Origin of the sequence: Enterobacter sp. Ap-867 (assembly GCF_011752855.1) — a bacterium.
Lineage (GTDB): Bacteria > Pseudomonadota > Gammaproteobacteria > Enterobacterales > Enterobacteriaceae > Cedecea.
The window spans coordinates 132,532-155,056 of sequence record NZ_VWWS01000003.1 but is presented as its reverse complement, the minus strand read 5'-3'; the positions used below and the strand labels follow the sequence as shown (position 1 = coordinate 155,056).

17 protein-coding genes are annotated in these 22,525 nt (G+C 58.0%); 9 read left to right on the top strand and 8 right to left on the bottom strand.

Translation table 11 applies throughout. From position 1 onward, the window contains the following. Positions 1-14: 14 nt before the first annotated feature. From lolE to lolC, 3 genes are read right to left on the bottom strand one after another with little or no spacing between them, the layout of a single operon-like run. Complete coding sequence (gene lolE, locus F3J26_RS11155; RefSeq protein WP_166993794.1) at positions 15-1,259, bottom strand: lipoprotein-releasing ABC transporter permease subunit LolE; 1,245 nt, start codon at positions 1,257-1,259, stop codon at positions 15-17. Then, positions 1,259-1,963: a lipoprotein-releasing ABC transporter ATP-binding protein LolD gene (gene lolD, locus F3J26_RS11150; RefSeq protein ID WP_008453403.1), complete on the bottom strand. Its 705-nt coding sequence runs from the start codon at positions 1,961-1,963 to the stop codon at positions 1,259-1,261. The genes lolE and lolD overlap by 1 nt, the downstream gene beginning before the upstream one ends. Beyond that, a complete protein-coding gene (gene lolC / locus F3J26_RS11145) occupies positions 1,956-3,155 on the bottom strand; it encodes a lipoprotein-releasing ABC transporter permease subunit LolC (protein ID WP_039292001.1) in 1,200 nt (399 codons plus the stop codon). The genes lolD and lolC overlap by 8 nt, the downstream gene beginning before the upstream one ends. Before the next feature lie 234 nt (positions 3,156-3,389). Here lolC and F3J26_RS11140 point away from each other — a divergent pair, with 234 nt between their 5' ends. Further along, positions 3,390-4,454, top strand: coding sequence for an acyltransferase family protein (locus F3J26_RS11140; RefSeq protein WP_166993792.1), 1,065 nt, complete (start codon positions 3,390-3,392; stop codon positions 4,452-4,454). 41 nt (positions 4,455-4,495) lie between these two features. On the opposite strand, the gene melB is transcribed toward F3J26_RS11140, so the two are convergent. Together melB and melA are read right to left on the bottom strand one after the other, a co-directional pair. Next, positions 4,496-5,926, bottom strand: a complete 1,431-nt coding sequence (melB, locus tag F3J26_RS11135; RefSeq protein WP_166993790.1) for a melibiose:sodium transporter MelB — start codon at positions 5,924-5,926, stop codon at positions 4,496-4,498. Between the two features lie 84 nt (positions 5,927-6,010). Beyond that, the gene (melA, locus tag F3J26_RS11130) at positions 6,011-7,366 is read right to left on the bottom strand and encodes an alpha-galactosidase (RefSeq protein WP_166994052.1); all 1,356 of its coding nucleotides are present in this window, start codon (positions 7,364-7,366) and stop codon (positions 6,011-6,013) included. A gap of 248 nt (positions 7,367-7,614) precedes the next feature. On the opposite strand from melA, the gene melR reads away from it, so the two are divergent. The 3 genes from melR to ldtC all read left to right on the top strand — a co-directional run bounded on the left by melR (position 7,615) and on the right by ldtC (position 13,229). Further along, a complete protein-coding gene (gene melR, locus F3J26_RS11125) occupies positions 7,615-8,541 on the top strand; it encodes a transcriptional regulator MelR (protein ID WP_166876527.1) in 927 nt (308 codons plus the stop codon). A 116-nt stretch (positions 8,542-8,657) separates the two neighbouring features. Beyond that, positions 8,658-12,104 (top strand): transcription-repair coupling factor, encoded by a 3,447-nt coding sequence (mfd, locus tag F3J26_RS11120; RefSeq protein ID WP_166993788.1) that lies wholly within the window; start codon positions 8,658-8,660, stop codon positions 12,102-12,104. A 150-nt stretch (positions 12,105-12,254) separates the two neighbouring features. Then, a complete protein-coding gene (ldtC, locus tag F3J26_RS11115; RefSeq protein WP_166993786.1) occupies positions 12,255-13,229 on the top strand; it encodes a L,D-transpeptidase LdtC in 975 nt (324 codons plus the stop codon). A 105-nt stretch (positions 13,230-13,334) separates the two neighbouring features. Here the strand turns inward: ldtC and bhsA are convergent, their stop codons facing one another. Next, positions 13,335-13,592 (bottom strand): multiple stress resistance protein BhsA, encoded by a 258-nt coding sequence (gene bhsA / locus F3J26_RS11110; RefSeq protein WP_008453418.1) that lies wholly within the window; start codon positions 13,590-13,592, stop codon positions 13,335-13,337. A 247-nt stretch (positions 13,593-13,839) separates the two neighbouring features. On the opposite strand from bhsA, the gene F3J26_RS11105 reads away from it, so the two are divergent. Further along, positions 13,840-14,475, top strand: a complete 636-nt coding sequence (locus F3J26_RS11105) for a TetR/AcrR family transcriptional regulator (RefSeq protein WP_008453420.1) — start codon at positions 13,840-13,842, stop codon at positions 14,473-14,475. 29 nt (positions 14,476-14,504) lie between these two features. Here F3J26_RS11105 and F3J26_RS11100 read toward each other — a convergent pair whose 3' ends face one another. Both F3J26_RS11100 and F3J26_RS11095 read right to left on the bottom strand, forming a co-directional pair. Further along, positions 14,505-15,395, bottom strand: coding sequence for a siderophore-interacting protein (locus F3J26_RS11100; RefSeq protein WP_166993784.1), 891 nt, complete (start codon positions 15,393-15,395; stop codon positions 14,505-14,507). A 15-nt stretch (positions 15,396-15,410) separates the two neighbouring features. Beyond that, complete coding sequence (locus tag F3J26_RS11095; protein ID WP_166875117.1) at positions 15,411-16,622, bottom strand: MFS transporter; 1,212 nt, start codon at positions 16,620-16,622, stop codon at positions 15,411-15,413. Between the two features lie 132 nt (positions 16,623-16,754). Here F3J26_RS11095 and iucA point away from each other — a divergent pair, with 132 nt between their 5' ends. The 4 genes from iucA to iucD are packed head-to-tail and all read left to right on the top strand — an operon-like array spanning position 16,755 to position 22,519. Further along, on the top strand, positions 16,755-18,479 hold the full coding sequence (gene iucA / locus F3J26_RS11090; RefSeq protein ID WP_166994050.1) for an aerobactin synthase IucA: 1,725 nt from the start codon (positions 16,755-16,757) through the stop codon (positions 18,477-18,479). Further along, complete coding sequence (gene iucB, locus F3J26_RS11085; RefSeq protein ID WP_166993782.1) at positions 18,480-19,427, top strand: GNAT family N-acetyltransferase; 948 nt, start codon at positions 18,480-18,482, stop codon at positions 19,425-19,427. Further along, the gene (gene iucC, locus F3J26_RS11080; protein WP_166993780.1) at positions 19,427-21,160 is read left to right on the top strand and encodes an aerobactin synthase IucC; all 1,734 of its coding nucleotides are present in this window, start codon (positions 19,427-19,429) and stop codon (positions 21,158-21,160) included. The genes iucB and iucC overlap by 1 nt, the downstream gene beginning before the upstream one ends. 3 nt (positions 21,161-21,163) lie before the next feature. Continuing rightward, complete coding sequence (gene iucD / locus F3J26_RS11075) at positions 21,164-22,519, top strand: NADPH-dependent L-lysine N(6)-monooxygenase (RefSeq protein WP_166993778.1); 1,356 nt, start codon at positions 21,164-21,166, stop codon at positions 22,517-22,519. Positions 22,520-22,525: the final 6 nt, after the last annotated feature.

Here is a 22,525-nt window from a genome sequence, read left to right as displayed (position 1 = left end):
ATAGTTAATTGAATTTATTGTCCGCTTAGCACCCTTGCTGGATCGATATTGCTTGCGCGCCGGGCCGGGTACCAGCTAGCCAGAAGGCTAAGGACCAGCGCCGTCACCAGAACGTAAACCACGTCCAGCCAGTGCAGCTCAGAAGGTAAGAAATCAATGAAATAAATATCACCGGACAGGAAATGGTGCCCGATGAGTTTTTCAATCACGCTGATAATGTTGGTCAACTGCCACGAAGCCAGCACGCCAACCACCACGCCGCTGACGCTGCCCAGCAGCCCGGCCAGCAGCCCGTACCAGACAAAAATAGCGCGAATCAGGCCGTCTTTGGCCCCCAGCGTGCGCAGCACCGCGATGTCGCTGCTCTTGTCTTTCACCGCCATCACCAGCGTGGAAACGATGTTAAAGCAGGCCACGCCTATCACCAGCACCATCGCCAGATACATGATGGCGCGGATCATCTGGATGTCGCGGTACATATAACCATAGGTATCAATCCAGCTGCTGATACGCACGTAGGAATTGGTTGCCAGCCCCGCGTCACGCACCAGCTGCCGGGCGTTAAACACGTCATTCACCTTGATGGCTATCCCGGTGACGCTATCGCCCATGTCCAGGTAGCCCTGAGCATCCTGCAGCGGCACCATCGCCAGGCTGTGATCCAGCTGGCCGCTAAGGGACAGAATACCGGCGATTTGCAGCCGGACGCGCTTGGGCTGCATCAGTTTGGTGCCGCCATCGTTGTTGGGGATCATGATCGACACCCAATCGCCCTGCTTCACCTTCAGCGCGTCCGCCACGCCTTTGCCCATGATGATTTGCTGCTGCCCGGCCTTGAAGTTCGCCCAGGCATTGTTCTGGACGTATTGTGGCAGAGCGCTCAGCTGCGTTTCCTGCACCGGATCAACGCCCTTCACCTCAACGGCGCGCAGGTTTGCCCCGCTTTCCACCAGTCCGGTAAAGCGAATATAAGGCGCGGCGGCCACGATGCCTTTGACGCCTTCCACCTCGGGCAGCGCCCGCTGCCAGTTGGTAAAGGGCTGGTTCACCGGCTCAATGTCACCGTGGGGCACCACGGCAAGAATGCGGTTTTTCAGCTCGCGCTCGAAGCCGTTCATCGCGCTCAGGCCGACGATCAGTACCGCCACGCCCAGCGCGATGCCTAACGTGGAGATCACTGAGATCAGCGACACCATGCCGCTGCGGCGTCGCCCGCGGCTGAAACGCAGGCCAATCAATAAAGAAAGCGGGGAAGCCATTACTCCGCTCCCATCAAGGTCAGGTCGCTGGTTAAGCGGCCATCGCGCATTTCCAGCTGGCGGGACATACGTTTCGCCAGCTGCAGATCGTGGGTTACTACCAGGAATGCTGTGCCCTGGCGCACGTTCAGTTCGCCCAGCAGCTCGAAAATGCTGTCGGCGTTGCGCGCATCCAGGTTACCGGTCGGCTCATCCGCCAGCACCAGACGCGGGTTGTTCACCAGCGCACGGGCAATCGCCACGCGCTGACGTTCGCCGCCGGACAGCTCCGACGGGCGGTGGCTGCTGCGGTGATCCAGCCCCACGGCGGCCAGCATCTCCAGCGCGCGCTTCTGCACTTCTTCCGGCTTTTTCTTGCCAATGAGCAGCGGCATCGCCACGTTTTCCAGCGCGGTGAAGTCCGGCAGCAGGTGGTGGAACTGATAGATAAAGCCCAGCTCGCGGTTACGCAGCTCCGCCTTCGCCGCCGACGAGAGTTTGCTCATCGCCTGGCCGTTGAACACCACGTCGCCGGAGGTCGGCGTGTCCAGGCCGCCCAGCAGGTGCAGCAAGGTACTTTTGCCGGAGCCGGAGCTGCCGACAATCGCCATCAGTTCACCCGCGTTGATGCTGAAGCTGACATCGTGCAGCACATCCGTTTGCACTTTGCCTTCCTGATAGCGTTTGCACAGGTTGTCACACTGCAACAGGACAGAATTACTCATAACGTAAAGCCTCAGCGGGTTGGGTCGCGGCGGCGCGCCACGAAGGGTAAAGCGTGGACAGCAAAGCAATGGCCATCGCCACAATGGCAATCACCACAACCTGTACCGGTTCGATGGCAACCGGCAGGGCCGCGCCATCAAGCAGGATGCCGATGATCGGCATTAAATTATTCAACTGGCTGGCAAGCAGCGCCCCGAGCAAGGCCCCGAGCAGCGCGCCAATCACGCCCGCGCCCGCGCCCTGCACCATAAACACGGTCATGATCTGGCGGCGGGTTAGCCCCTGGGTTTGCAGAATCGCCACTTCGCCCTGCTTTTCCATCACCAGCAGGCCAAGGGAGGTAATGATGTTAAAGGCGGCGACGGCCACGATCAGGCTCAGCAGCAGCCCCATCATGTTTTTCTCCATGCGCACGGCCTGGAACAGCTCGCCTTTGCGCTCGCGCCAGTCTTTCCATTCGGTGCCCTGCGGCAGCGTTTGTTGGCTCAGCACATCGACCTTGAGCGGCTCAGCCAGCCACAGACGCCAGCCGGTGATATTCCCCGCCGGGTAGCGCATCAGGCGCGAGGCATCCTGCTGGTTGACCAGCATCTGGTAGCCGTCCACTTCGCTGCTGGCGGCGAAGGTACCAATCACGGTGAACAGACGCTGGCTCGGCAAACGCCCCATCGGCGTAAACTGGCTGGCGGACGGCACCATAATGCGAATGGTTTCCCCACGCTTAACGCCCAGCGAGCCGGCGAGCTGTTCGCCGAGGATGACGTTGTACTGCCCGGCCACCAAATCGGCCTGCTTAACGTTAACCAGGTACGGGGAAAGCGGATCTTTCTCGTCCGGCTGCACGCCCAGCATTACACCAACCCCAACGCTGCGGGCGCTTTGCAGCACCACGTCACCGGTAGTCAGGGGCGCAATACGCGTCACGCCCTGAAGCTTCAGGGAATCGGCGGGAAGTTGCTGGGGATTAATAGAGCCGGAAGGTGAGGTGATCAACGCCTGCGGCATCAGGCCGAGGATGTTGTTTTGCAGCTCACGTTCGAAGCCATTCATCACCGAAAGGACCGTGACCAGCGCCATCACCCCGAGGGTGATACCAATCGTCGACAGCCAGGAGACAAAGCGGCCGAAGCGGTCCGCTGCTCGCCCACGCATGTAGCGCAGGCCTATAAATAACGCGACAGGTTGATACATGAAATCCGTCTTGTTGCGGGTTGCCTAAGCAAAGATCCGGGAAGTATACGACACCTCCCCGGCCAAATGAATTCCGTCGACTAAATTATTCCCGTTACATCTCAAGTGCCTGCACCTTTTCCTAAATTTACCAAATCAGCGCCAAAAACAGACAATTGAGGTCGAGATCGCATCGGTTTGACACCAGGATAGCAGGCCCATGACAACTGGAGCCCGTCACGACGCGGATATCGCATGAAGAAAAAGCAACTCTGGATCAACCAAATTAAAGGATTATGCATTTGCCTGGTGGTTATCTACCATTCGGTGATTACCTTCTACCCTCACCTCACATCTCTCGGGCCCGGCCTGAATCTGTATGTCGCCAAACTCTGGGTTTACCTTAATCTCTACCTCGCGCCCTTCCGAATGCCGGTATTCTTCTTCATTTCCGGTTACCTGATCGCCCGCTACATCCATGAAGTGAAATGGCGCGACAGCGTGGACAAGCGGCTGTGGAACATTTTTTACGTGTTACTGCTGTGGGGCTTGATCCAGTGGATCGCGCTGACGCACCTTAACCAATGGCTGGCACCCGACCTTGAGCGTAACCCGACGTCCAACGCCGCCTACGCCGACTCGCTGGGGCAGTTTGCTCTTAGCATGGCAAAGGCCAGCACCAGCCTGTGGTATCTCTACGCCCTGCTGGTTTACTTCGTGATGTTTAAAGCCCTGCGCCGCTACCGCATCCCGGTGCTGGCTGTGCTGATGGGCATTAACGTTGTTATCGCCTTTGTGCCGCTGCCGTGGTGGGGGCTGAACAGCGTGGTGCGAAATATGGTGTATTACGGCCTCGGCGCCTGGTTTGGCCCTTTGCTGATGGCCTGGATGAAGGACTTCCGCTTTTCGCAACACCCGTTTGTCTGCGCAGGCATAGCCCTGGGATCGCTGGCGCTTTACTTTGTCAACGTGCCGCTGGTGATTTCTCTGGTGTCTATCGTAGCTATCCTGCGCGGGTTCTATTTGCTGAACGGCTGGCGCGAAGCACGTGAAGACAGCTTCCTGAACGTGGTGGGCTCGAATACGATTGCCATTTACACCACTCACCGCATTTTGATCGAGGCGATAAGCCTGGTGATGTTGGCTAAAATCAACAGCAGTGCGCTTTCTGACACGCTGGTGCTGGCGATTCTGCTGGTCTACCCGTTTGTTAGCCTGGGCATTTGTACGCTGGTTGGTCTCGGTTTCCGCAAGCTTTCGGTCGCGCTGTTCGGCGATCTGTTTTTCTCTCCTCCCGCGCAAATCGCCGCCAGCCGGTAAGTGCTTCAGCAACCCGCCTGAGCGGGTTGCTTTTCCGTAGATTAAGCCCGTACATCACGAGTAACGGCTATCGGCATGGCCGCTGTTTCCTGCGGCACTGCCGGGGACGACACTTTGCGATATTTATCCAGCAGGTGAATCTGGATTTTGCGAAGCCGATCGCCGTTCAGACGATAAAAGCGAAAATAGAGCACCAGAGTGATGGCAAAGAATAACGTCGGCAGCGCAATCATGATGAACTGCATCCCGAGTATTGTTTCAGCCGACTGGGCGACGTTCGGCACATAGCCAATGACGCCTAAAACGACCGCGATAAAGAAGGCTGAAAACGCCGAGCCGCCCTTCACCACCATCGTCTGCACCGCATAGGCAATACTTTCGCAGCGAACGTTAAACTTGTATTCACCGTAATCAACGGTATCCGCCACCATAATCACCTGCAGCACCCAGAACAGCGCGGTACCGACGTTGAGGAATACGCCCGCAAGGCAGATGACCAGCACATTAGCCGAGCCCGTCAGCGCCATCACCAGCAGCACGCCCCCGCTGACCATCGGCAGAATCGAAGCCCCCGCCCACAGGATACGGCGGGACAGCGCTTTCGCCAGACGCGGGAAGAGCACCAGGGTGAGCAGGTTTGCCGCCCCGGCATAGGAAAGATAGTACGGGAACAGATCCGCATCCCCGACGACATAGGTGAAATAGTAAATGGCAAAGCCGGTAATGATATTGGAGGCGACGTTATAGGCCAGCGCCATCCCCAGCAGGCAAGAAAGCTGATCATTTTTGTAGATAAGGGCGAGTATGGATTTCAGCGACAGCCGGGTGCTGTCCGCCGTGGCCTCGTTGTCTGACGAGAAAACCTCATGAACGTTACGCAGCGTGACAATTGTGGAAACGATAAAGAACGCGATCAGCACCAGCGTGAACATCTGAAAACCAAACCCGCGGTCAGCCCCACCCACATAGTTCACAAACGGCAGCGTTACCCCGGCAGTCACGAATCCAGCCAGGCTCGCAAAAAAACGCGGGAACGGCACCAGCTGTTCGCGTTCACGCTTATCCAGCGTGATGGTTGGCACCAGTGACCAGAACGGAATATCCATCAGGGTATAGGTCGTCCCCCAGAGGATGTAGGTCACGCAGACAAACACCACCTGGGTCGTCCCTTCAAAAAGGTGCGCGCTGAACAGTAAAAACAGTACCAGCGAGTTCGTGAGCGTGCCGAGCAGGATCCACGGCTTAAATTTGCCCCACCGCGATCGCGTGGCGTTTACAATCCAGCCCATCACCGGGTCGTTAAACGCGTTCCAGATTTTTGCCACCAGGAACAGGGTTCCTACCACCCCCACCGATAAACCTACGACATCGGTGTAATAGTACATCAGGTACATGTAGACGATACCGATGGCGAAATCCTTACCAAATGCACCGAATCCGTAACTGAGTTTTGTTGTCAGAGAGATGCTCATAGGGTACCGGGTCACCGTTACCAGCGCCCGCCTTCTGTTATTAGAGAGGTCAACGCCGGGGCTTATACCCGGCGTCGTTTTTTATTAGCGATGCAGCCAGGCTGGCAGCCAGTCTCCGTGCGCGGCGATCAGGTCATCCACCAGCCTATAAATCTCTTCGATGCCCAGGACTGCCGCGGTGTGAGGATCCATCATCGCCGCATGGTAAACGCGGTCACGATTTTCAGTCAGAATGGCCTCGGTCAGCAGCGTCTGCACGTTGATGTTGGTTTGCATCATGGCAGCCAGATGCGATGGGATCCCGCCAACTTTGGTGGGCTGGATCCCGTTGGCATCCACCAGGCAGGCGACCTCAACGCAGCTCCCCTGCGGCAGGTTATCGATAAGCCCGTCGTTACGGACATTGCCGTAAATTACGCTAGGCTCACCGGTCCAGATGGCATTCATAATCGTGCTGGCATACTCGCGCGACGGCTTAATATCTATGCGTTCCGCCGTTTTGTACTCTTCCAGCTCTTTATGCCAGTTAGCCAGCTGTTCGACGCAGCGTTTCGGGTACTCATCCAGCGGCACTTTATAGCGCTCAATCAGATCTTCACGCCCCGGCTTGATAAACCACGGAGTATATTCCGCAAAATGCTCTGACGATTCGGTGACAAAATAGCCCAGCTTTTTAAACATCTCATAGCGCACAATATTCTGGCAGCGTTCATTGCCGTGAATATTCGGTTTCGGGGCCTGGCCCGCTTCATAAGCTGCGAGCAGTTCTGGATAGAGGTTGACGTAATGCCCTTCCGCAGTTTTGCGTTCCAGCTCAAGGTAGAACGCCATATGGTTTATCCCGGCACTGCGGTAGCGCAGCGTGGCCGGGTCAATGTTCAGATCACGGGCCAGCTCTTCCGCCGTGCCCTGCACCGAATGGCAGAGGCCCACTTGCTTGATATGCGGGTAGCGGGCATACATTGCCCAGGTGTTCATCGCCATCGGGTTAACGTAGTTAAGCATCGTCGCATTCGGGCACACTTCGGTCATATCGTCGCAGATCCGCCACAGATGCGGGATGGTGCGCAGGGCGCGCATAATGCCGCCGGGGCCTAGCGTATCGGCAATAGTTTGCTCCAGCCCGTGACGCTTACAAACCTCAAAATCGGTAACGGTACAAGGCTCGTAGCCGCCAATCTGGAACGCGACCACCACGAAATCCGCCCCTTGCAGCGCTGTTTTTTGATCGGTGTGACAGGTGATGTAGCCGGATGCCCCGGCGGAATCCATCAGTTTACGCACCACGATGTGTGACTCTTCCAGACGCGTCTCGTCAATATCCATCAGCGCAATGTGTGCCGACCTGAGCGCTTCGCGATGAAAAACATCGCCCAGAATATTTTTGACGAAGATGGTCGAACCCGCGCCGATAAAGGTAATTTTTGGGGCTGTCATTATCACTCTCCAGAACAGTAGGTAACGTCTTCATCGTGGCACGCGCCCCCGGCAAAAACCTCCATCTTCCCCATGGAGCATTCCCGGAAACTCGGATCTGATGTCGATCGCTACAAAATCTGAGTTTTTGGGAATAAATAGACGGAAAAGCAGAGTATCCGGCCTGTTAGCCAGGCTAATATCAATTGGAGAGGCGGAGGCTGAATCCGTACTGATGGCATGATTCTGATAATTCAGGAAATGGAGCGACAATGATCGATGAGCCAATTACCTTTCTGCCGCCTGACCCGCATATGTGCAACGGCGATGAGAAGCAGACTCGCAGTCCGCTGTCACTCTATTCTGAATATCAGCGTATGGATATTGAGCTCCGTCGACCGCATGCTATGGCCGCCAGCCACTGGCACGGCCAGGTGGAGGTTAACGTGCCGTTTGACGGCGACGTGGAATATCTGATTAACAACGAAGTGGTGCAGATCAAACAGGGCCATATCACGATGTTCTGGGCTTGTACGCCGCATCAGTTAACGCGCCCGGGCAACTGCCGGCAAATGGCGATTTTGAGCCTGCCGATGCACCTCTTTCTCTCCTGGCCACTGGATCGCGAACTCATTAACCACGTGACTCACGGCATGGTGGTGAAATCACTCGAGACTCAGCAGCTCAGCACCTTTGAAGTCCTGCGCTGGCAGCAGGAAGCCAACAGCCCGAACGAGCAGATCCGGCAGTTGGCGATCGATGAAATTGGTCTGATGCTTAAGCGCTTTAGCCTTTCGGGATGGCAGCCTATCCTGCTTAACAAAACCTCGCGCACCCACAAGAACAGCGTCTCCCGTCACGCGCAATTCTATGTCAGCCAGATGCTGGGCTTTATTGCCGATAATTACGATCAGGCGCTGACCATCAACGACGTCGCAGATCACGTAAAACTCAATGCCAACTATGCAATGGGTATTTTCCAGCGCGTCATGCAGCTCACGTTAAAACAGTACATTACGGTGATGCGCGTTAATCACGTACGCGCTCTGCTCAGCGACACCGACAAAACCATCCTCGATGTGGCGATGACCGCGGGGTTCCGATCCAGTAGCCGATTCTATAGCACCTTCAGCCGCTACGTCGGTATGTCACCCCAGCAATATCGCAAGCTCAGCCAGCAGAAACGACAAATGCTCTGAACCGCATCTATCGCTATTTTCAGCGGTTGCACTCGCGCCGCCATCACGGATAATAAGTAGAGAAAATTTATATTATTACCGTGAAAACACGGCTTTCTGGAGAACGCGCGCTGACTATGCCTGAACATGCCCGTTACGACCTACCGAGTAAACCCGCAGAACAACGCCTGCTGGGCGAGCTGACCGGTTCAGCCTGCGCGACCGAAGTCGCCGAAATCGTTGAACGCCATAGCGGCCCGGTGGTGCTGATTGCCCCGGATATGCAGAACGCGCTGCGCCTGCACGATGAAATCACCCAGTTCACCGACAACCTGGTGGTCAATCTCGCCGACTGGGAAACGCTGCCGTACGACAGCTTCTCGCCGCATCAGGAAATCATCTCCTCGCGCCTGTCCACGCTTTACCAGCTGCCGACCATGCAGCGCGGCGTGCTGATCATGCCGGTGAACACGCTGATGCAGCGCGTTTGCCCGCACAGCTACCTGCACGGCCACGCGCTGGTGATGAAAAAAGGCCAGCGCCTGTCACGGGATAACCTGCGCGCGCAGCTGGAACAGGCCGGGTATCGCAGCGTCGACCAGGTAATGGAGCACGGCGAATTTGCCACCCGTGGCGCCCTGCTTGACCTCTACCCGATGGGCAGCGCCCAACCGTACCGCATTGACTTCTTTGACGATGAAATCGACAGCCTGCGCGTCTTCGACGTGGATTCTCAGCGCACGCTGGAAGAAGTGGACGCCATCAATCTGCTGCCGGCCCATGAATTCCCGACCGACAAAAACGCCATTGAGCTGTTCCGTAGCCAGTGGCGCGACAAGTTCGACGTCAAGCGCGACGCCGAACATATCTACCAGCAGGTGAGCAAAGGCACGCTGCCTGCCGGGATCGAATACTGGCAGCCGCTGTTCTTCAGCGAACCGCTGCCGACGCTGTTTAGCTATTTCCCGGCCAACACGCTGCTGGTGAACACCGGCGATCTGGAAGCCAGCGCCGAGCGCTTCTGGCTAGACGCAAACGCCCGCTTTGAAAATCGCGGCGTAGATCCGATGCGCCCTCTTCTGCCGCCGGAAGATCTGTGGCTGAAAACCGACTCGCTGTTTAGCGAGCTGAAAGCCTGGCCGCGCGTGCAGCTCAAAACGGATTCGCTGGCGAAGAAAGCCGCCAACGTGAATCTGGGTTACAAGGCACTGCCGGATCTGGCCGTGCAGGCGCAGCAAAAAGCCCCGCTGGACAGCCTGCGGAAGTTCCTTGAGTCCTTCACCGGGCCGGTGATTTTCTCTGTCGAAAGCGAAGGCCGCCGTGAAGCGCTGGGCGAACTGCTGGGCCGCATCAAAATCGCACCAAAACGCATTTACCGCCTGGAAGAAGCCGAAAATAACGGCCGCTATCTGATGATCGGCGCCAGCGAGCACGGCTTTATTGATACCCTGCGCAACCGGGCGCTGATTTGCGAAAGCGACCTGCTGGGCGAGCGCGTCAGCCGCCGTCGCCAGGACAGCCGCCGCACCATTAACCCGGACACGCTGATCCGCAACCTGGCCGAGCTGCATGCGGGCCAGCCGGTGGTTCACCTGGAACACGGCGTGGGCCGTTACGCCGGGCTGACCACGCTGGAAGCCGGGGGCATTACCGCCGAATACCTGATGCTGACCTACGCGGGCGACGCCAAACTTTACGTCCCGGTTTCGTCCCTGCACCTGATCAGCCGCTACGCGGGCGGCGCCGACGAAAATGCGCCGCTGCACAAGCTGGGCAGCGATGCCTGGTCCCGCGCCCGCCAAAAAGCAGCGGAGAAAGTGCGCGATGTCGCCGCTGAACTGCTGGATATCTATGCGATGCGCGCCGCCAAAGAAGGCTTTGCCTTTAAGCACGATCGCGAGCAGTACCAGCTGTTCTGTGACAGCTTCCCGTTCGAAACTACCCCGGACCAGGCTCAGGCCATCAACGCCGTGCTGAGTGACATGTGTCGCCCGCTGGCGATGGACAGGCTGGTGTGTGGCGACGTGGGCTTCGGTAAAACCGAAGTTGCGATGCGTGCCGCATTCCTGGCAGTGGAGAACAACAAACAGGTGGCGGTGCTGGTGCCGACGACCCTGCTGGCTCAGCAGCACTACGACAACTTCCGCGACCGCTTCGCCAACTGGCCGGTGCGCATTGAAATGCTTTCCCGCTTCCGCAGCGCCAAAGAACAGACTCAAATTCTGGAACAGGCCAGCGAAGGGAAAATCGATATTCTGATCGGCACCCACAAGCTGCTGCAGGCCGACGTGAAATGGCGCGATCTTGGGCTGTTGATTGTCGATGAAGAGCACCGCTTTGGCGTGCGCCACAAAGAGCGCATCAAAGCGATGCGCGCCGACGTGGATATTCTGACGCTGACCGCAACGCCTATTCCGCGAACCCTGAATATGGCAATGAGCGGCATGCGCGACTTGTCGATTATCGCCACGCCTCCGGCACGCCGCCTGGCGGTGAAAACCTTCGTGCGCGAGTACGACAATCTGGTGGTGCGGGAAGCCATCCTGCGTGAAGTGCTGCGCGGTGGCCAGGTGTATTACCTTTTCAACGACGTCGAAAACATTCAGAAAGCCGCCGATAAGCTGGCTGAACTGGTGCCAGAAGCGCGGATTGCCATCGGCCACGGCCAGATGCGCGAGCGCGAGCTGGAGCGGGTGATGAACGACTTCCACCACCAGCGTTTTAACGTGCTGGTGTGCACCACGATCATCGAAACCGGGATCGATATTCCGACCGCCAATACCATCATCATCGAGCGGGCCGACCACTTTGGCCTGGCGCAGCTTCACCAGCTGCGTGGCCGCGTCGGGCGTTCTCACCACCAGGCCTATGCCTGGCTGCTGACGCCGCACCCGAAGGCAATGACCACGGACGCGCAAAAACGCCTGGAGGCCATTGCCTCGCTGGAAGATTTAGGTGCCGGGTTCGCGTTAGCCACCCACGACCTGGAAATTCGCGGCGCGGGCGAGCTGCTGGGGGAAGATCAGAGCGGGCAGATGGAAACTATCGGCTTCTCGCTGTACATGGAGCTGCTGGAAAACGCCGTCGATGCGCTGAAAGAGGGCCGCGAGCCCTCGCTGGAAGATCTCACCAACAGCCAGACAGAGGTCGAGCTGCGAATGCCCGCCCTGCTGCCGGATGATTTTATTCCCGACGTTAATACGCGCCTGTCGTTCTACAAACGCATCGCCAGCGCCAAAGGCGAGCACGAGCTGGACGAGCTGAAAGTTGAGCTGATAGACCGATTTGGCCTTCTGCCGGATGCGGCACGTAATCTGCTGGACATCGCCGCGCTGCGCCAGCAGGCACAGAAGCTGGGCGTGCGTAAGATTGAGGGCAATGAAAAAGGCGGCACCATCGAGTTCGCGGAGAAAAACCACGTTGATCCGGTATGGCTGATTGGCCTGCTGCAGAAGCAGCCGCAGCATTACCGCCTTGACGGCCCTACCCGACTGAAGTTCTTCCAGGAGCTTGAGGACAGGAAAACGCGCATGGAATGGGTGCGTAACTTTATGCGCAGCCTGGCGGAAAACGCCGCGGCCTGACGCCTCTGCGCCTTACCGCCCGGTAAGGCGCAATTTTCTGTGACATTTACACACTCTTTGCAATCCCCAGGACTTCCCGACACGCAGCTCAGCGATAATTGGCGTTTATCTGCCTCAAAAATTAACCATTAAAATCGCAGGGTTTAAGCTATGTTTGCTTCGCGTACTTTGTCTTTCCGCCGCTGGTTTACCGCCGCCGCCTTACTGGGTGCCGCGGCCATGGCGCTGCCCGCCAGCGCTAACGATTATCCGCTTCCCGCCGCTAACAGCCGCCTGATCGGCAAAAACCTGTTCCATCAGGTTGAAAACGACGGCGGTTCGCTGGAGGCCATTGCCAAAAAGTACAACGTCGGTTTCCTGGCGTTGCTGCAGGCCAACCCGGGCGTGGATCCTTATGTGCCCCGCGCCGGGAGCGTGCTGACCATCCCGCGCCAGATGCTGCTGCCGGACGTCCCACGCGAGGGCATCGTGATTAACCTCGCCGAACTGCGTCTGTACTATTTCCCGGCAGGGAAAAACAGCGTCACCGTTTACCCGATTGGCATTGGCCAGCTGGGCGGAGACACGCTGACCCCGACGATGGTGACCAAAATTTCCGACAAACGGGCCAACCCGACCTGGACACCAACGGCCAATATTCGGGCGCGTTACCTGGCGCAGGGCATTAAGCTCCCGGCCGTGGTTCCTGCGGGGCCGGATAACCCGATGGGGCACCACGCGATTCGCCTGGCAGCGTTCGGCGGCGTTTACCTGCTGCACGGCACCAACGCCGACTTCGGCATCGGTATGCGCGTCAGCTCCGGCTGTATCCGCCTGCGCGACGGCGATATCAAAGCGCTGTTCAACACGGTTCCGGTCGGCACTTCAGTGCGCATCATCAACACGCCAATCAAAGCGTCCGTTGAGCCGGATGGCTCCCGCCTGGTTGAAGTTCACCAGCCGCTGTCCAAAGCGATTGATGATGACCCGAAAGTTCTGCCGATTGTGCTAAACGAGCAGATGACGCAGTTCCGCAACGCACCTAAAACCGATGCGCAGGTGATGGAACAGGCCATGGAGCACCGTTCCGGGATGCCGGTCAACGTCAATGCCCATGCGGCTGACCAGTCGAACAACGAAATCTGAGTTAAATCTTCAGGTGTAAAAAAAGGCCCTGTCTTACGACAGGGCCTTTTGCTTGCAGTGGCATATAACGAATAAGGTCAAACGTATTGAGGGTTAACGTCTGGCTTATTTATAGATGACGGCAGTACCGTGCAGGGTGTTCGGACCGTTAACGGAGGTAATACGGAACGATTTAGCGCCCATTGCATCGGCCTTCGCGGCCAACTGTTCTTCCAGGGAAGAGAGGTTGCTGCCCGCATTGGCGCTGATGGTGCCAACTTTTTGCTGACCAGCAGGCGTAGCAGAAACTTCAACCGCCGCAAAGCTTGCAAATGAGAGTGAGCTAATCACAGCGGCAGCGAACAGAGTAGTTAAGGTTTTCATGATTCAGGTCCTAAGCAGGTGAACGTTAGGTCGTTAAACTTAATTAGTTAACGATCGATAACTAAATCATAATCGTGATCCACATCACACGTCAACACATTTTAATAACGACCGTTAATTAATTAAAAAAAGCGCTATTTTTCATTGTGATAAGAAATAATTATTTTTCATAACGTGGCACTGGCTACCGCCGCCGATTATTTTTATAATAAGTGTTCACTAATTAGACAGAGGTTAAACGGCAGGTATGGCAACCGAGACTTTAAGTTGCAGCAAAAAAAGCCGTGGCCGTCCAAAAGTGTTTGACAGGGAAGCAGCACTCGACAAGGCCATGACACTCTTCTGGCAGCATGGCTATGAAGCAACATCCATGGCGCATCTGGTAGAAGCCACCGGGGCAAAGGCCCCAACGCTCTACGCGGAGTTCATCAACAAAGAAGGTCTGTTCCGCGCGGTGCTGGATCGCTATATCGCGCGCTTTGCGGCGAAGCACGAGGCCTGCCTGTTCTGTGAAGAGCAGACCATGGAAGCCGCGCTGGAGAACTATCTTTCCGCGGTCGCACAATGTTTTACCGACAAGAGCACGCCCGCTGGTTGCTTTATCATTTGCACCTCATCCGTGCTGGCCGCGTCGTCGGAAGACATCGCCGCAACGATAAAAGCCCGCCATGCCGTGCAGGAACAAACGCTGGTGCGTTTCCTTGAAATGCGCCAGCAAAAAGGCGAGATCCCGGCGGAACGTAACATTCGCTGCCTGGCAAAATACCTGTGCTGCATCATTCAGGGGATGTCGGTCAGCGCGCGCGAGAACGCCAGCTATGAAGAGTTAATGCAGATTGTGAAAACCACGGTGATGTTGATGCCGCAGTTGAAGAAGATCTGATCCAGGGCGGCCAATGGCCGCCCTTTTCACTAGCGAACTCGCCCTTTCGCCCAGTAGGCCATAAAGTTAATGGCTTCGTGCTCAACGCCACGTTCGCCAATCAAATGGCGGCGCAGCAGCTTAACCACCGTCGACTCCGCCGCTACCCAGCCGTAAAACTCGTTGCTACCGGTGGTGGCTTTATCCCACAGCAGTTCGCCTTCGGCCTCTTCCTGGACGGCTTCGTGATGGCCGCTTTCCGGCACCCTCGCCTGCATTTTTACCGCCTGAATCAGGCATTCGCCGTGGGTGGCAGAGACGGTTTTGCGCGGCAGCCAGTTGATCTCGGCGAAGCCATAGGCGCTTAAGTCCACGCAGTCCCCTTCGTCCGGCACCTCAAAAAAGGCCTGTATTTTTGGCGGCTGAGCCTGGCGAGCCAGCATTTCCAGAATGCCTCGTGCGGCGGGTAAAGCCGTCTCATCAGCGATAATCAGCGCGTTTCGCAGCCCGGCAGGCGGCGTCCATTCATAGCCGCCGCTGTCTTCCGGGTGGGAGGCGTTCGGGGCCACAATCTGGATAGCATCGCCGGGAACAGAATTAATCGCCCATGCGGAGGCCGGGCCTTCAGTGCCGTGGCTGACAAACTCCACCGTCACTTCCTGACGGGCAGGATCGACATGGCGCAGCGTATAGGTACGGATCACCGGGCGCTTCTCTTTTGGCATCCCCTGGGCAATCTGGTACCACTGCCCTTCGGCAGGCAGCGACGGCAGCGTTCCGTCTTCGGACGGAAACAGCATTTTAATACGCTGATCAGGCGAGTCACATTTCATCTGCGCCACATCAGGCCCGCTAAATACCAGGCTCAGCAGCGAAGGCGACACGGCCGTTTTCCGCGCCAGTTGAACGTTAAACAGACGATAGCCCTGAACTCCAGCCATAACTTTTCCTTACGCTTAAATTACAGAATGACGTGAACGGTGGCGGCTGCGCCAGATAACGCCGGACACCACGGTAAATAACACGGCGGCTAAAAAGGCCACCATAATCAGCGCTGCCTCAGCGCCCGTTTTTGATACCAGCGGCACCAGCATGGCACAAAGCCCGTAGCCCAGAGTGTGGCTGGTCGCGACCCAGCCGGCCCCTGCCCCATCGGCAAGCTTGTCGTTCAGCAACAGCTGATAGGCCGGGGTCGCCAGCGCGGCCCCAAACGACAGTACCGCGCAGCCGACGTAAAACAGCCACAGCTGAACGGAAATCATCATCGCCAGGCCAACGATCATCAGCAGCCCGGCGCTCAACAGGAGCCCCATTGGCTTCAGGCGCTGTGGCCGGAGAATGCCAAACTGTGCGGAGAGCGAAGCCACCGCGGCCAGGCTCAGCAGCCAGGCAACCTGATGGCTAATTGCGGCGGTATCCGTGGCAAACTGGCGACCAAGCGCCGGAGAGAGCCCCAGCTGCATCAGGCTGACCGAGGCCGAAAGCAGCAAGGCACACAGCAGATAAGGCAGGCAATCGGGCCGAAGACGAGCGCTTTTACGCTCGGCTGCGGGCTGCGGCGGCGTGCCCGGCAGACGTAACAGCATCACCAGCGCCAGCAGCGGGGCGACCATCAGAAGTCCCAACGGGGCGAGCGGATGAATCGCCAGCATGCCAGCGGCGCAAAGCGGGCCAAACAAGCGCCCGCTGCTCAGCCCGGAGCTGATCGTGGCCAGCGCCGCCATGCGCTTTCCTTCCCCGGCACGCTGCAGCGCCCAGACCTGGCAGGCCGGAACCATCGCCGACACGGTCAAGCCGTAGATAATCCTCGCCACAATCAATATGCCCAGCCCGAGATAACCCGCGACCGCATCCGTGGCCAGCAGCAGGCAGCCAAGTCCGAGCAGCATAAAGCTTGCGCCATAGCCTCCCAGCGCCCAAAGCACCACGGGCTTACTGCCGAGGCGCGCAATCTGTTTCCCCCACCACGGCGAGGACGGTAAAAACAGCATCGACCCAAGCGTTAGCAATGCCGCCCAGACGGACAGGCTCAGATGTGTCTGCATCACCAGCACCGGGATCGCGACCAGCAGGCCGTTTTGCCCGACGCCAAGTAGCCCGGCGCTCAGCGCAAGTGGCCAACAGGAAAGGGATTTTTGCGGCGAATCCGCCAGTTCTAGCGATGTCAAAATGTTACTAACCCGTGTGGTTATTGTGCGTATTTGTAAAATTAATTTTATCTATTCTAACAATTGTTATTGATAATGAGAAACGTTATCGGCAGAATTCGCATTATCATAACGCGTGGAAACTGTTTGATGATGACTTTGCCAAATAAAACTCTGGCCTGGGATGTGGCCGCACAGTGCTTTCTTAATTCCCTTGTCCGTGAAACCAGCGACTGGCGACTGACCGACAGCCACCCAGCCGAACTCATTATCCCCCTGGGGGAACAGCAGGCGCTCTACTTCAAAGTGGCCTATTTCTCTCCCACCCAGCATCACCGCTTCGAATTCCCGGCTCGTCTGGTCACTGCCACCGGCAGTCAGCCGATAGACTTCACCACCCTTTCCCAGCTGATTGTCGATAAACTCCAGCACCAGCAGATGCTGCCAGCCACCGGCTGCGAAGCGTTTTATCAGCGCGTAATGGAAAGCCATGCCCACACGCAGCAGGCGATTGAAGCCCGTCATGACTGGAATGGGCTGCGCGAAAAAGCGCTGAATTTTGGCGAAGCCGAGCAGGCATTGCTGGTGGGACACGCCTTTCACCCGGCGCCAAAATCCCACGAACCGTTTAACCAGCAGGAAGCCGAGCGCTATCTGCCTGACTTCGCCCCGCATTTCCCGCTGCGCTGGTTCGCCGTAGATAAAAGCTACCTGGCGGGCGAAAGTCTGCACCTCAATCTGCAGCAGCGCCTGACGCGCTTTGCGGCTGAAAATGCGCCGCAGCTGCTGAGCGAGCTCAGCGACAATCAATGGCTGTTCCCGCTGCATCCGTGGCAGGCCGGCTATCTGCTGGAGCAGGACTGGTGCCAGCAGCTGGTCGCCAAAGGTTTGGTGAAAGATTTAGGCGAAGCCGGTGCACCATGGCTGCCGACCACTTCTTCGCGCTCGCTTTACTGCGCCACCAGCCGCGACATGATCAAGTTTTCTCTGAGCGTGCGCCTGACCAACTCCGTGCGTACGCTGTCGGTAAAAGAAGTTAAACGCGGCATGCGCCTGGCGCGCCTGGCGCAAACTGACCGCTGGCAAACGCTGCAGGCCCGCTTCCCGACCTTCCGCGTGATGCAGGAAGACGGCTGGGCCGGACTGCGCGATCTCCACGGCAACATCATGGAAGAAAGCCTGTTTGCCCTGCGCGAAAACCTGCTGGTTGAGCAGCCGCAGAGCCAGACTAACGTCCTGGTTTCCCTGACCCAGTCAGCCCCGGACGGCGGAGATTCCCTGCTGGTTGCCGCCGTGAACCGCCTGAGCTCTCGTCTTAGGATCACGCCGAAACAGGCTGCACACGCCTGGGTCGACGCCTATTGCCAGCAGGTGCTGAAGCCGCTGTTTACCGCCGAAGCGGATTACGGCCTGGTTCTCCTCGCTCACCAACAAAATATTCTGGTGGAGATGCAGCAGGATCTGCCGGTCGGGCTTATCTACCGCGACTGCCAGGGCAGCGCTTTTATGCCGCATGCCGCAGGCTGGCTCGACATGATTGGCGAAGCACAGGCGGAAAACGTCTTCACCCGCGAACAGCTGCTGCGCTACTTCCCTTACTACCTGCTGGTCAATTCGACCTTCGCCGTGACCGCCGCGCTGGGTGCTGCGGGGCTGGATAGCGAAGTGAACCTGATGAGCCGTGTACGCAGCGCGCTTAGCGCCGTGCGTGACGAGGTGACGCATAAAACCTGCCTCGACTACGTGCTGGAAAGCCCGCACTGGAACGTGAAGGGGAACTTCTTCTGCTACCTGCACGACCATAACGAAAACACCATCGTCGATCCTTCGGTGATTTACTTCGACTTTGTAAACCCGCTGCTGGCTCAGGAGGGCTGAATGTTTCAGGCATCTATTGTTCACGGCGGCCACGGGCTGTGCTGTGAAAAGCTCAATAAGCCTCTGAATCTGAGCTGGGGCCAGGACGGCGGCGCGGTCCTGCACTGGCCGGGCGAACTGCCTGCAGGCTGGCTGCGCGATGCGCTGGATCAGATGTTCGTCGCGGCACCGCAGCTTACTTCCATCGTGCTGCCTTACGCCGAATGGCGGGAAGAACCGCAGGCGCTGGTGCTGTTCGATCTGCTGAAAAGCGACATCGTTCACCGCGCAACCTTCTGGCAGCAACCGCTGTGGCTCAGCGCTCCGGCGAAGCATGCTTCCGGCGAAATGGTATTTGACGCTGAGCGCGAGATCTATTACCCGCTGCGCCCTGCCCGCCCGTCCGGTGAAGTTTACCGCCGCTACGATCCGCGCGTTCGCAAAACGCTGAGTTTCCGCGTGGCCGATCCGGCGTTGGACGCAGAACATTTTACCCGCTGGATGAACGATCCGCGCGTGGACTATTTCTGGGAGCAAAGCGGCTCGCGGGAGGTACAAACCGCGTATCTGGAGCGCCAGCTCACCGGAAAACATGCGTTTCCGCTGATCGGCTGCTTTGATGACCAGCCGTTCAGCTACTTCGAAATTTACTGGGCAGCGGAAGATCGCATCGGCCGCCATTACCCGTGGCAGCCGTTTGATCGCGGCCTGCATCTGCTGGTGGGCGAGCAGCAGTGGCGCGGCGCGCACTATGTACAAAGCTGGCTGCGTGGCTTAACCCACTACCTTCTGCTGGACGAGCCGCGCACGCAGCGCACCGTGCTGGAGCCGCGCGCCGACAACCAGCGTCTGTTCAAGCATCTGGAGCCTGCGGGCTATGTGACGCGCAAGGAATTTGACTTCCCGCACAAGCGTTCACGCCTGGTCATGGCTGACCGCCACAACTTCTTTAGCGAGGTAGGCCTGTAATGAATCGCAAGGATTGGGATTTCGTTAACCGCCAGCTGGTAGCCAAAATGCTGGCTGAGCTGGAGTACGAGCAGGTTTTTCAGGCCGAATCGCTGGGCGAAAATCGCTACTGCATCAGCTTAGCCGGGGCCGAGTGGCATTTTAACGCCGAGCGCGGCATCTGGGGCTGGCTGTGGGTAGACGCAGAGACGCTGCGCTGTGCGGACGAGCCTGTGCTAGCGCAGACGCTGCTCATGCAGCTCAAGCCGGTGCTGTCGATGAGCGACGCCACCGTGGCCGAGCATATGCAGGATCTGTACGCCACGCTGCTGGGCGACCTGCAGCTGCTGAAAGCGCGCCGCGGCATGAGCGCTGATAACCTGATCGATCTCGACGCTGACCGCCTGCAGTGCCTGCTGAGCGGCCACCCGAAATTTGCCTTTAACAAAGGGCGTCGCGGCTGGGGCAAAGAGGCGCTGGAGCGCTATGCGCCGGAGTATGCCAATACCTTCCAGCTGCACTGGCTGGCGGTTAAACGCGAACATATGGTCTGGCGCTGCGATAGCGAACTGGATATTCAGCAGCTTATCGCCGCCGCGATGGACGAGCAGGAGCTGGCCCGCTTTACGCAGGCGTGGCAGAACAATGGCCTGGATGATAACTGGCTGCCGCTGCCGGTGCATCCGTGGCAGTGGCAGCAGAAAATTGCGCTGGATTTCGTGGCCGATCTCGCCGAAGGCAAGATGGTGTCTCTGGGCGAATTTGGCGATCAGTGGCTGGCCCAGCAGTCGCTGCGCACCCTGACCAACGCCAGCCGCCAGGGCGGGTTAGACATCAAGCTGCCGCTGACGATTTACAACACCTCCTGCTACCGCGGTATTCCGGGCAAGTACATTGCCGCCGGGCCGCTGGCTTCCCGCTGGCTGCAGAACGTCTTTGCTACCGACAGCACGCTGGTGAAAACCGGGGCGGTGATCCTCGGCGAACCGGCTGCCGGCTATGTTTCTCATGAGGGCTACGCCGCGCTGGCTCAGGCGCCCTATCGCTACCAGGAGATGCTGGGCGTTATCTGGCGCGAGAACCCGACCCGCTGGCTGAAGCCTGACGAGACGCCGATTCTGATGGCGACCCTGATGGAGTGCGACGAAAACAATCAGCCGCTGATCGGGGCCTATATTGCCCGCTCCGGCATGGATGCAGAAGCCTGGCTGACGCAGATGTTCCGCGTGGTGGTGGTGCCGCTGTATCACCTGCTCTGCCGCTATGGCGTGGCGCTGATCGCCCATGGACAAAATATTACGCTCGCCATGAAAGACGGCGTGCCGCAGCGCGTGCTGCTGAAAGATTTTCAGGGCGATATGCGTCTGGTGAAGGATGAGTTCCCGGAGATGGACTCCCTGCCTCAGGAAGTGCGGGATGTGACCGCCCGCCTGAGCGCCGACTATTTAATTCATGATTTGCAGACCGGCCATTTTGTGACGGTGCTGCGTTTTGTTTCGCCGCTCATGGCCCGCCTTGGCGTGCCGGAGAGACGCTTTTATCAGCTGCTGGCCGCAGTGTTGAGTGATTACATGCAGGAACACCCGCAAATGTCGGCGCGTTTTGCGCTTTTCTCACTCTTTAAGCCACAAATCATCCGCGTTGTGCTGAACCCGGTAAAACTGACCTGGCCTGACCAGGACGGCGGCAGCCGCATGCTGCCGAATTACCTCGAGGATCTGCAAAACCCGCTGTGGCTGGTAACCAGGGATTGAATTATGACAAACACTGTTGATTTTATTGGCGTAGGTATCGGCCCGTTTAACCTGAGCATTGCGGCGCTGTCTCACGAAGCAGAGGGATTTAGCAGCCAGTTCTTTGACAGCCGCACTGACTTTGCGTGGCACCCGGGCATGTTAGTGCCGGACTGCCATATGCAGACCATGTTCCTGAAAGACCTGGTCAGCGCCGTGGCCCCCACCAGCCCGTTCAGCTTTGTGAACTACCTGGTGAAACGTAAAAAATTCTACCGTTTTCTGACCACCGAGCTGCGCACCGTCTCGCGCGATGAGTTTTCGGACTACCTGCGCTGGGCCGCAGAGGGCATGAACAACCTGCAGTTTAACCAGACGGTTGAGCGCGTTGATTTCGACGAGCAGCGCAAGCTGTTTGTGGTGCAGACCAGCCAGGGGGAAACGCTGGCGCGCAACATTTGCCTCGGCATTGGCAAGCAGCCTCACCTGCCGCCGTGCGTAAAAACCGCCACGCCAACCTGCTTCCACGCCAGCGAAATGAGCCTGCGTCTGCCGAATCTGGCCGGGAAACGCGTCACGGTGGTTGGCGGCGGGCAAAGCGGTGCCGACCTGTTCCTGAATGCGTTCCGTGGCGCCTGGGGCGAAGTTGCCGAAGTGAACTGGGTTTCACGCCGCAATAACTTTAACGCGCTGGATGAAGCCGCGTTTGCCAACGAATACTTCACGCCGGAATACGTCACCGGCTTTGTGGGCCTGAATGAAGGCGCGCGGCAGAAAATGCTCGATGAGCAGAAGATGACCTCCGACGGCATTACCGCCGATTCGCTGCTGACCATCTACCGCGAGCTGTATCACCGCTTTGAAGTGCTCGGGCTGCCGCGCAATGCTCGCCTGCTGCCAAGCCGCTCTGTAACAGGCCTTGAAAGCCGTGGCCAGGGCTGGCAGCTGCTGCTGGAACACCATCTGGACAAGGGCTATGACACGCTGGACAGCGACGTGGTGATTTTCGCCACCGGCTACCGCCCTACGCTGCCGCAAATGCTTTCGCCGTTAATGTCACGCATGACGATGCTGGATGAGTGCAACTTCAAAGTGCGCGACGACTTTACGCTGGAGTGGAATGGCCCGGCCGGAAATAACATCTTCGCGGTCAACGCCAGCATGCAAACCCACGGCATTGCCGAGCCGCAGCTGAGCCTGATGGCGTGGCGCTCTGCCAGAATTCTGAATCGCGCGCTGGGGCGTGATTTGTTCGATCTCAGTACGCCGCCCGCGCTGATCCAATGGCGCAGCGGCAGCCGGGAAAAACCGCAGCACAGCGCTGCGTCCTTAACTCACTACTCCTCAAAATCATTCGAAATGCAGCCCGGCGCTAACTGAGTTTAT

What these genes read in the sequence shown, in the direction of transcription:
- lolE (WP_166993794.1), bottom strand. Translation starts at nt 1,259, where the DNA reads ATGGCTTCCCCGCTTTCTTTATTGATTGGCCTGCGTTTCAGCCGCGGG.
- lolD (WP_008453403.1), bottom strand. Translation starts at nt 1,963, where the DNA reads ATGAGTAATTCTGTCCTGTTGCAGTGTGACAACCTGTGCAAACGCTAT.
- lolC (WP_039292001.1), bottom strand. Translation starts at nt 3,155, where the DNA reads ATGTATCAACCTGTCGCGTTATTTATAGGCCTGCGCTACATGCGTGGG.
- F3J26_RS11140 (WP_166993792.1), top strand. Translation starts at nt 3,390, where the DNA reads ATGAAGAAAAAGCAACTCTGGATCAACCAAATTAAAGGATTATGCATT.
- melB (WP_166993790.1), bottom strand. Translation starts at nt 5,926, where the DNA reads ATGAGCATCTCTCTGACAACAAAACTCAGTTACGGATTCGGTGCATTT.
- melR (WP_166876527.1), top strand. Translation starts at nt 7,615, where the DNA reads ATGATCGATGAGCCAATTACCTTTCTGCCGCCTGACCCGCATATGTGC.
- mfd (WP_166993788.1), top strand. Translation starts at nt 8,658, where the DNA reads ATGCCTGAACATGCCCGTTACGACCTACCGAGTAAACCCGCAGAACAA.
- ldtC (WP_166993786.1), top strand. Translation starts at nt 12,255, where the DNA reads ATGTTTGCTTCGCGTACTTTGTCTTTCCGCCGCTGGTTTACCGCCGCC.
- bhsA (WP_008453418.1), bottom strand. Translation starts at nt 13,592, where the DNA reads ATGAAAACCTTAACTACTCTGTTCGCTGCCGCTGTGATTAGCTCACTC.
- F3J26_RS11105 (WP_008453420.1), top strand. Translation starts at nt 13,840, where the DNA reads ATGGCAACCGAGACTTTAAGTTGCAGCAAAAAAAGCCGTGGCCGTCCA.
- F3J26_RS11100 (WP_166993784.1), bottom strand. Translation starts at nt 15,395, where the DNA reads ATGGCTGGAGTTCAGGGCTATCGTCTGTTTAACGTTCAACTGGCGCGG.
- iucA (WP_166994050.1), top strand. Translation starts at nt 16,755, where the DNA reads ATGACTTTGCCAAATAAAACTCTGGCCTGGGATGTGGCCGCACAGTGC.
- iucB (WP_166993782.1), top strand. Translation starts at nt 18,480, where the DNA reads ATGTTTCAGGCATCTATTGTTCACGGCGGCCACGGGCTGTGCTGTGAA.
- iucC (WP_166993780.1), top strand. Translation starts at nt 19,427, where the DNA reads ATGAATCGCAAGGATTGGGATTTCGTTAACCGCCAGCTGGTAGCCAAA.
- iucD (WP_166993778.1), top strand. Translation starts at nt 21,164, where the DNA reads ATGACAAACACTGTTGATTTTATTGGCGTAGGTATCGGCCCGTTTAAC.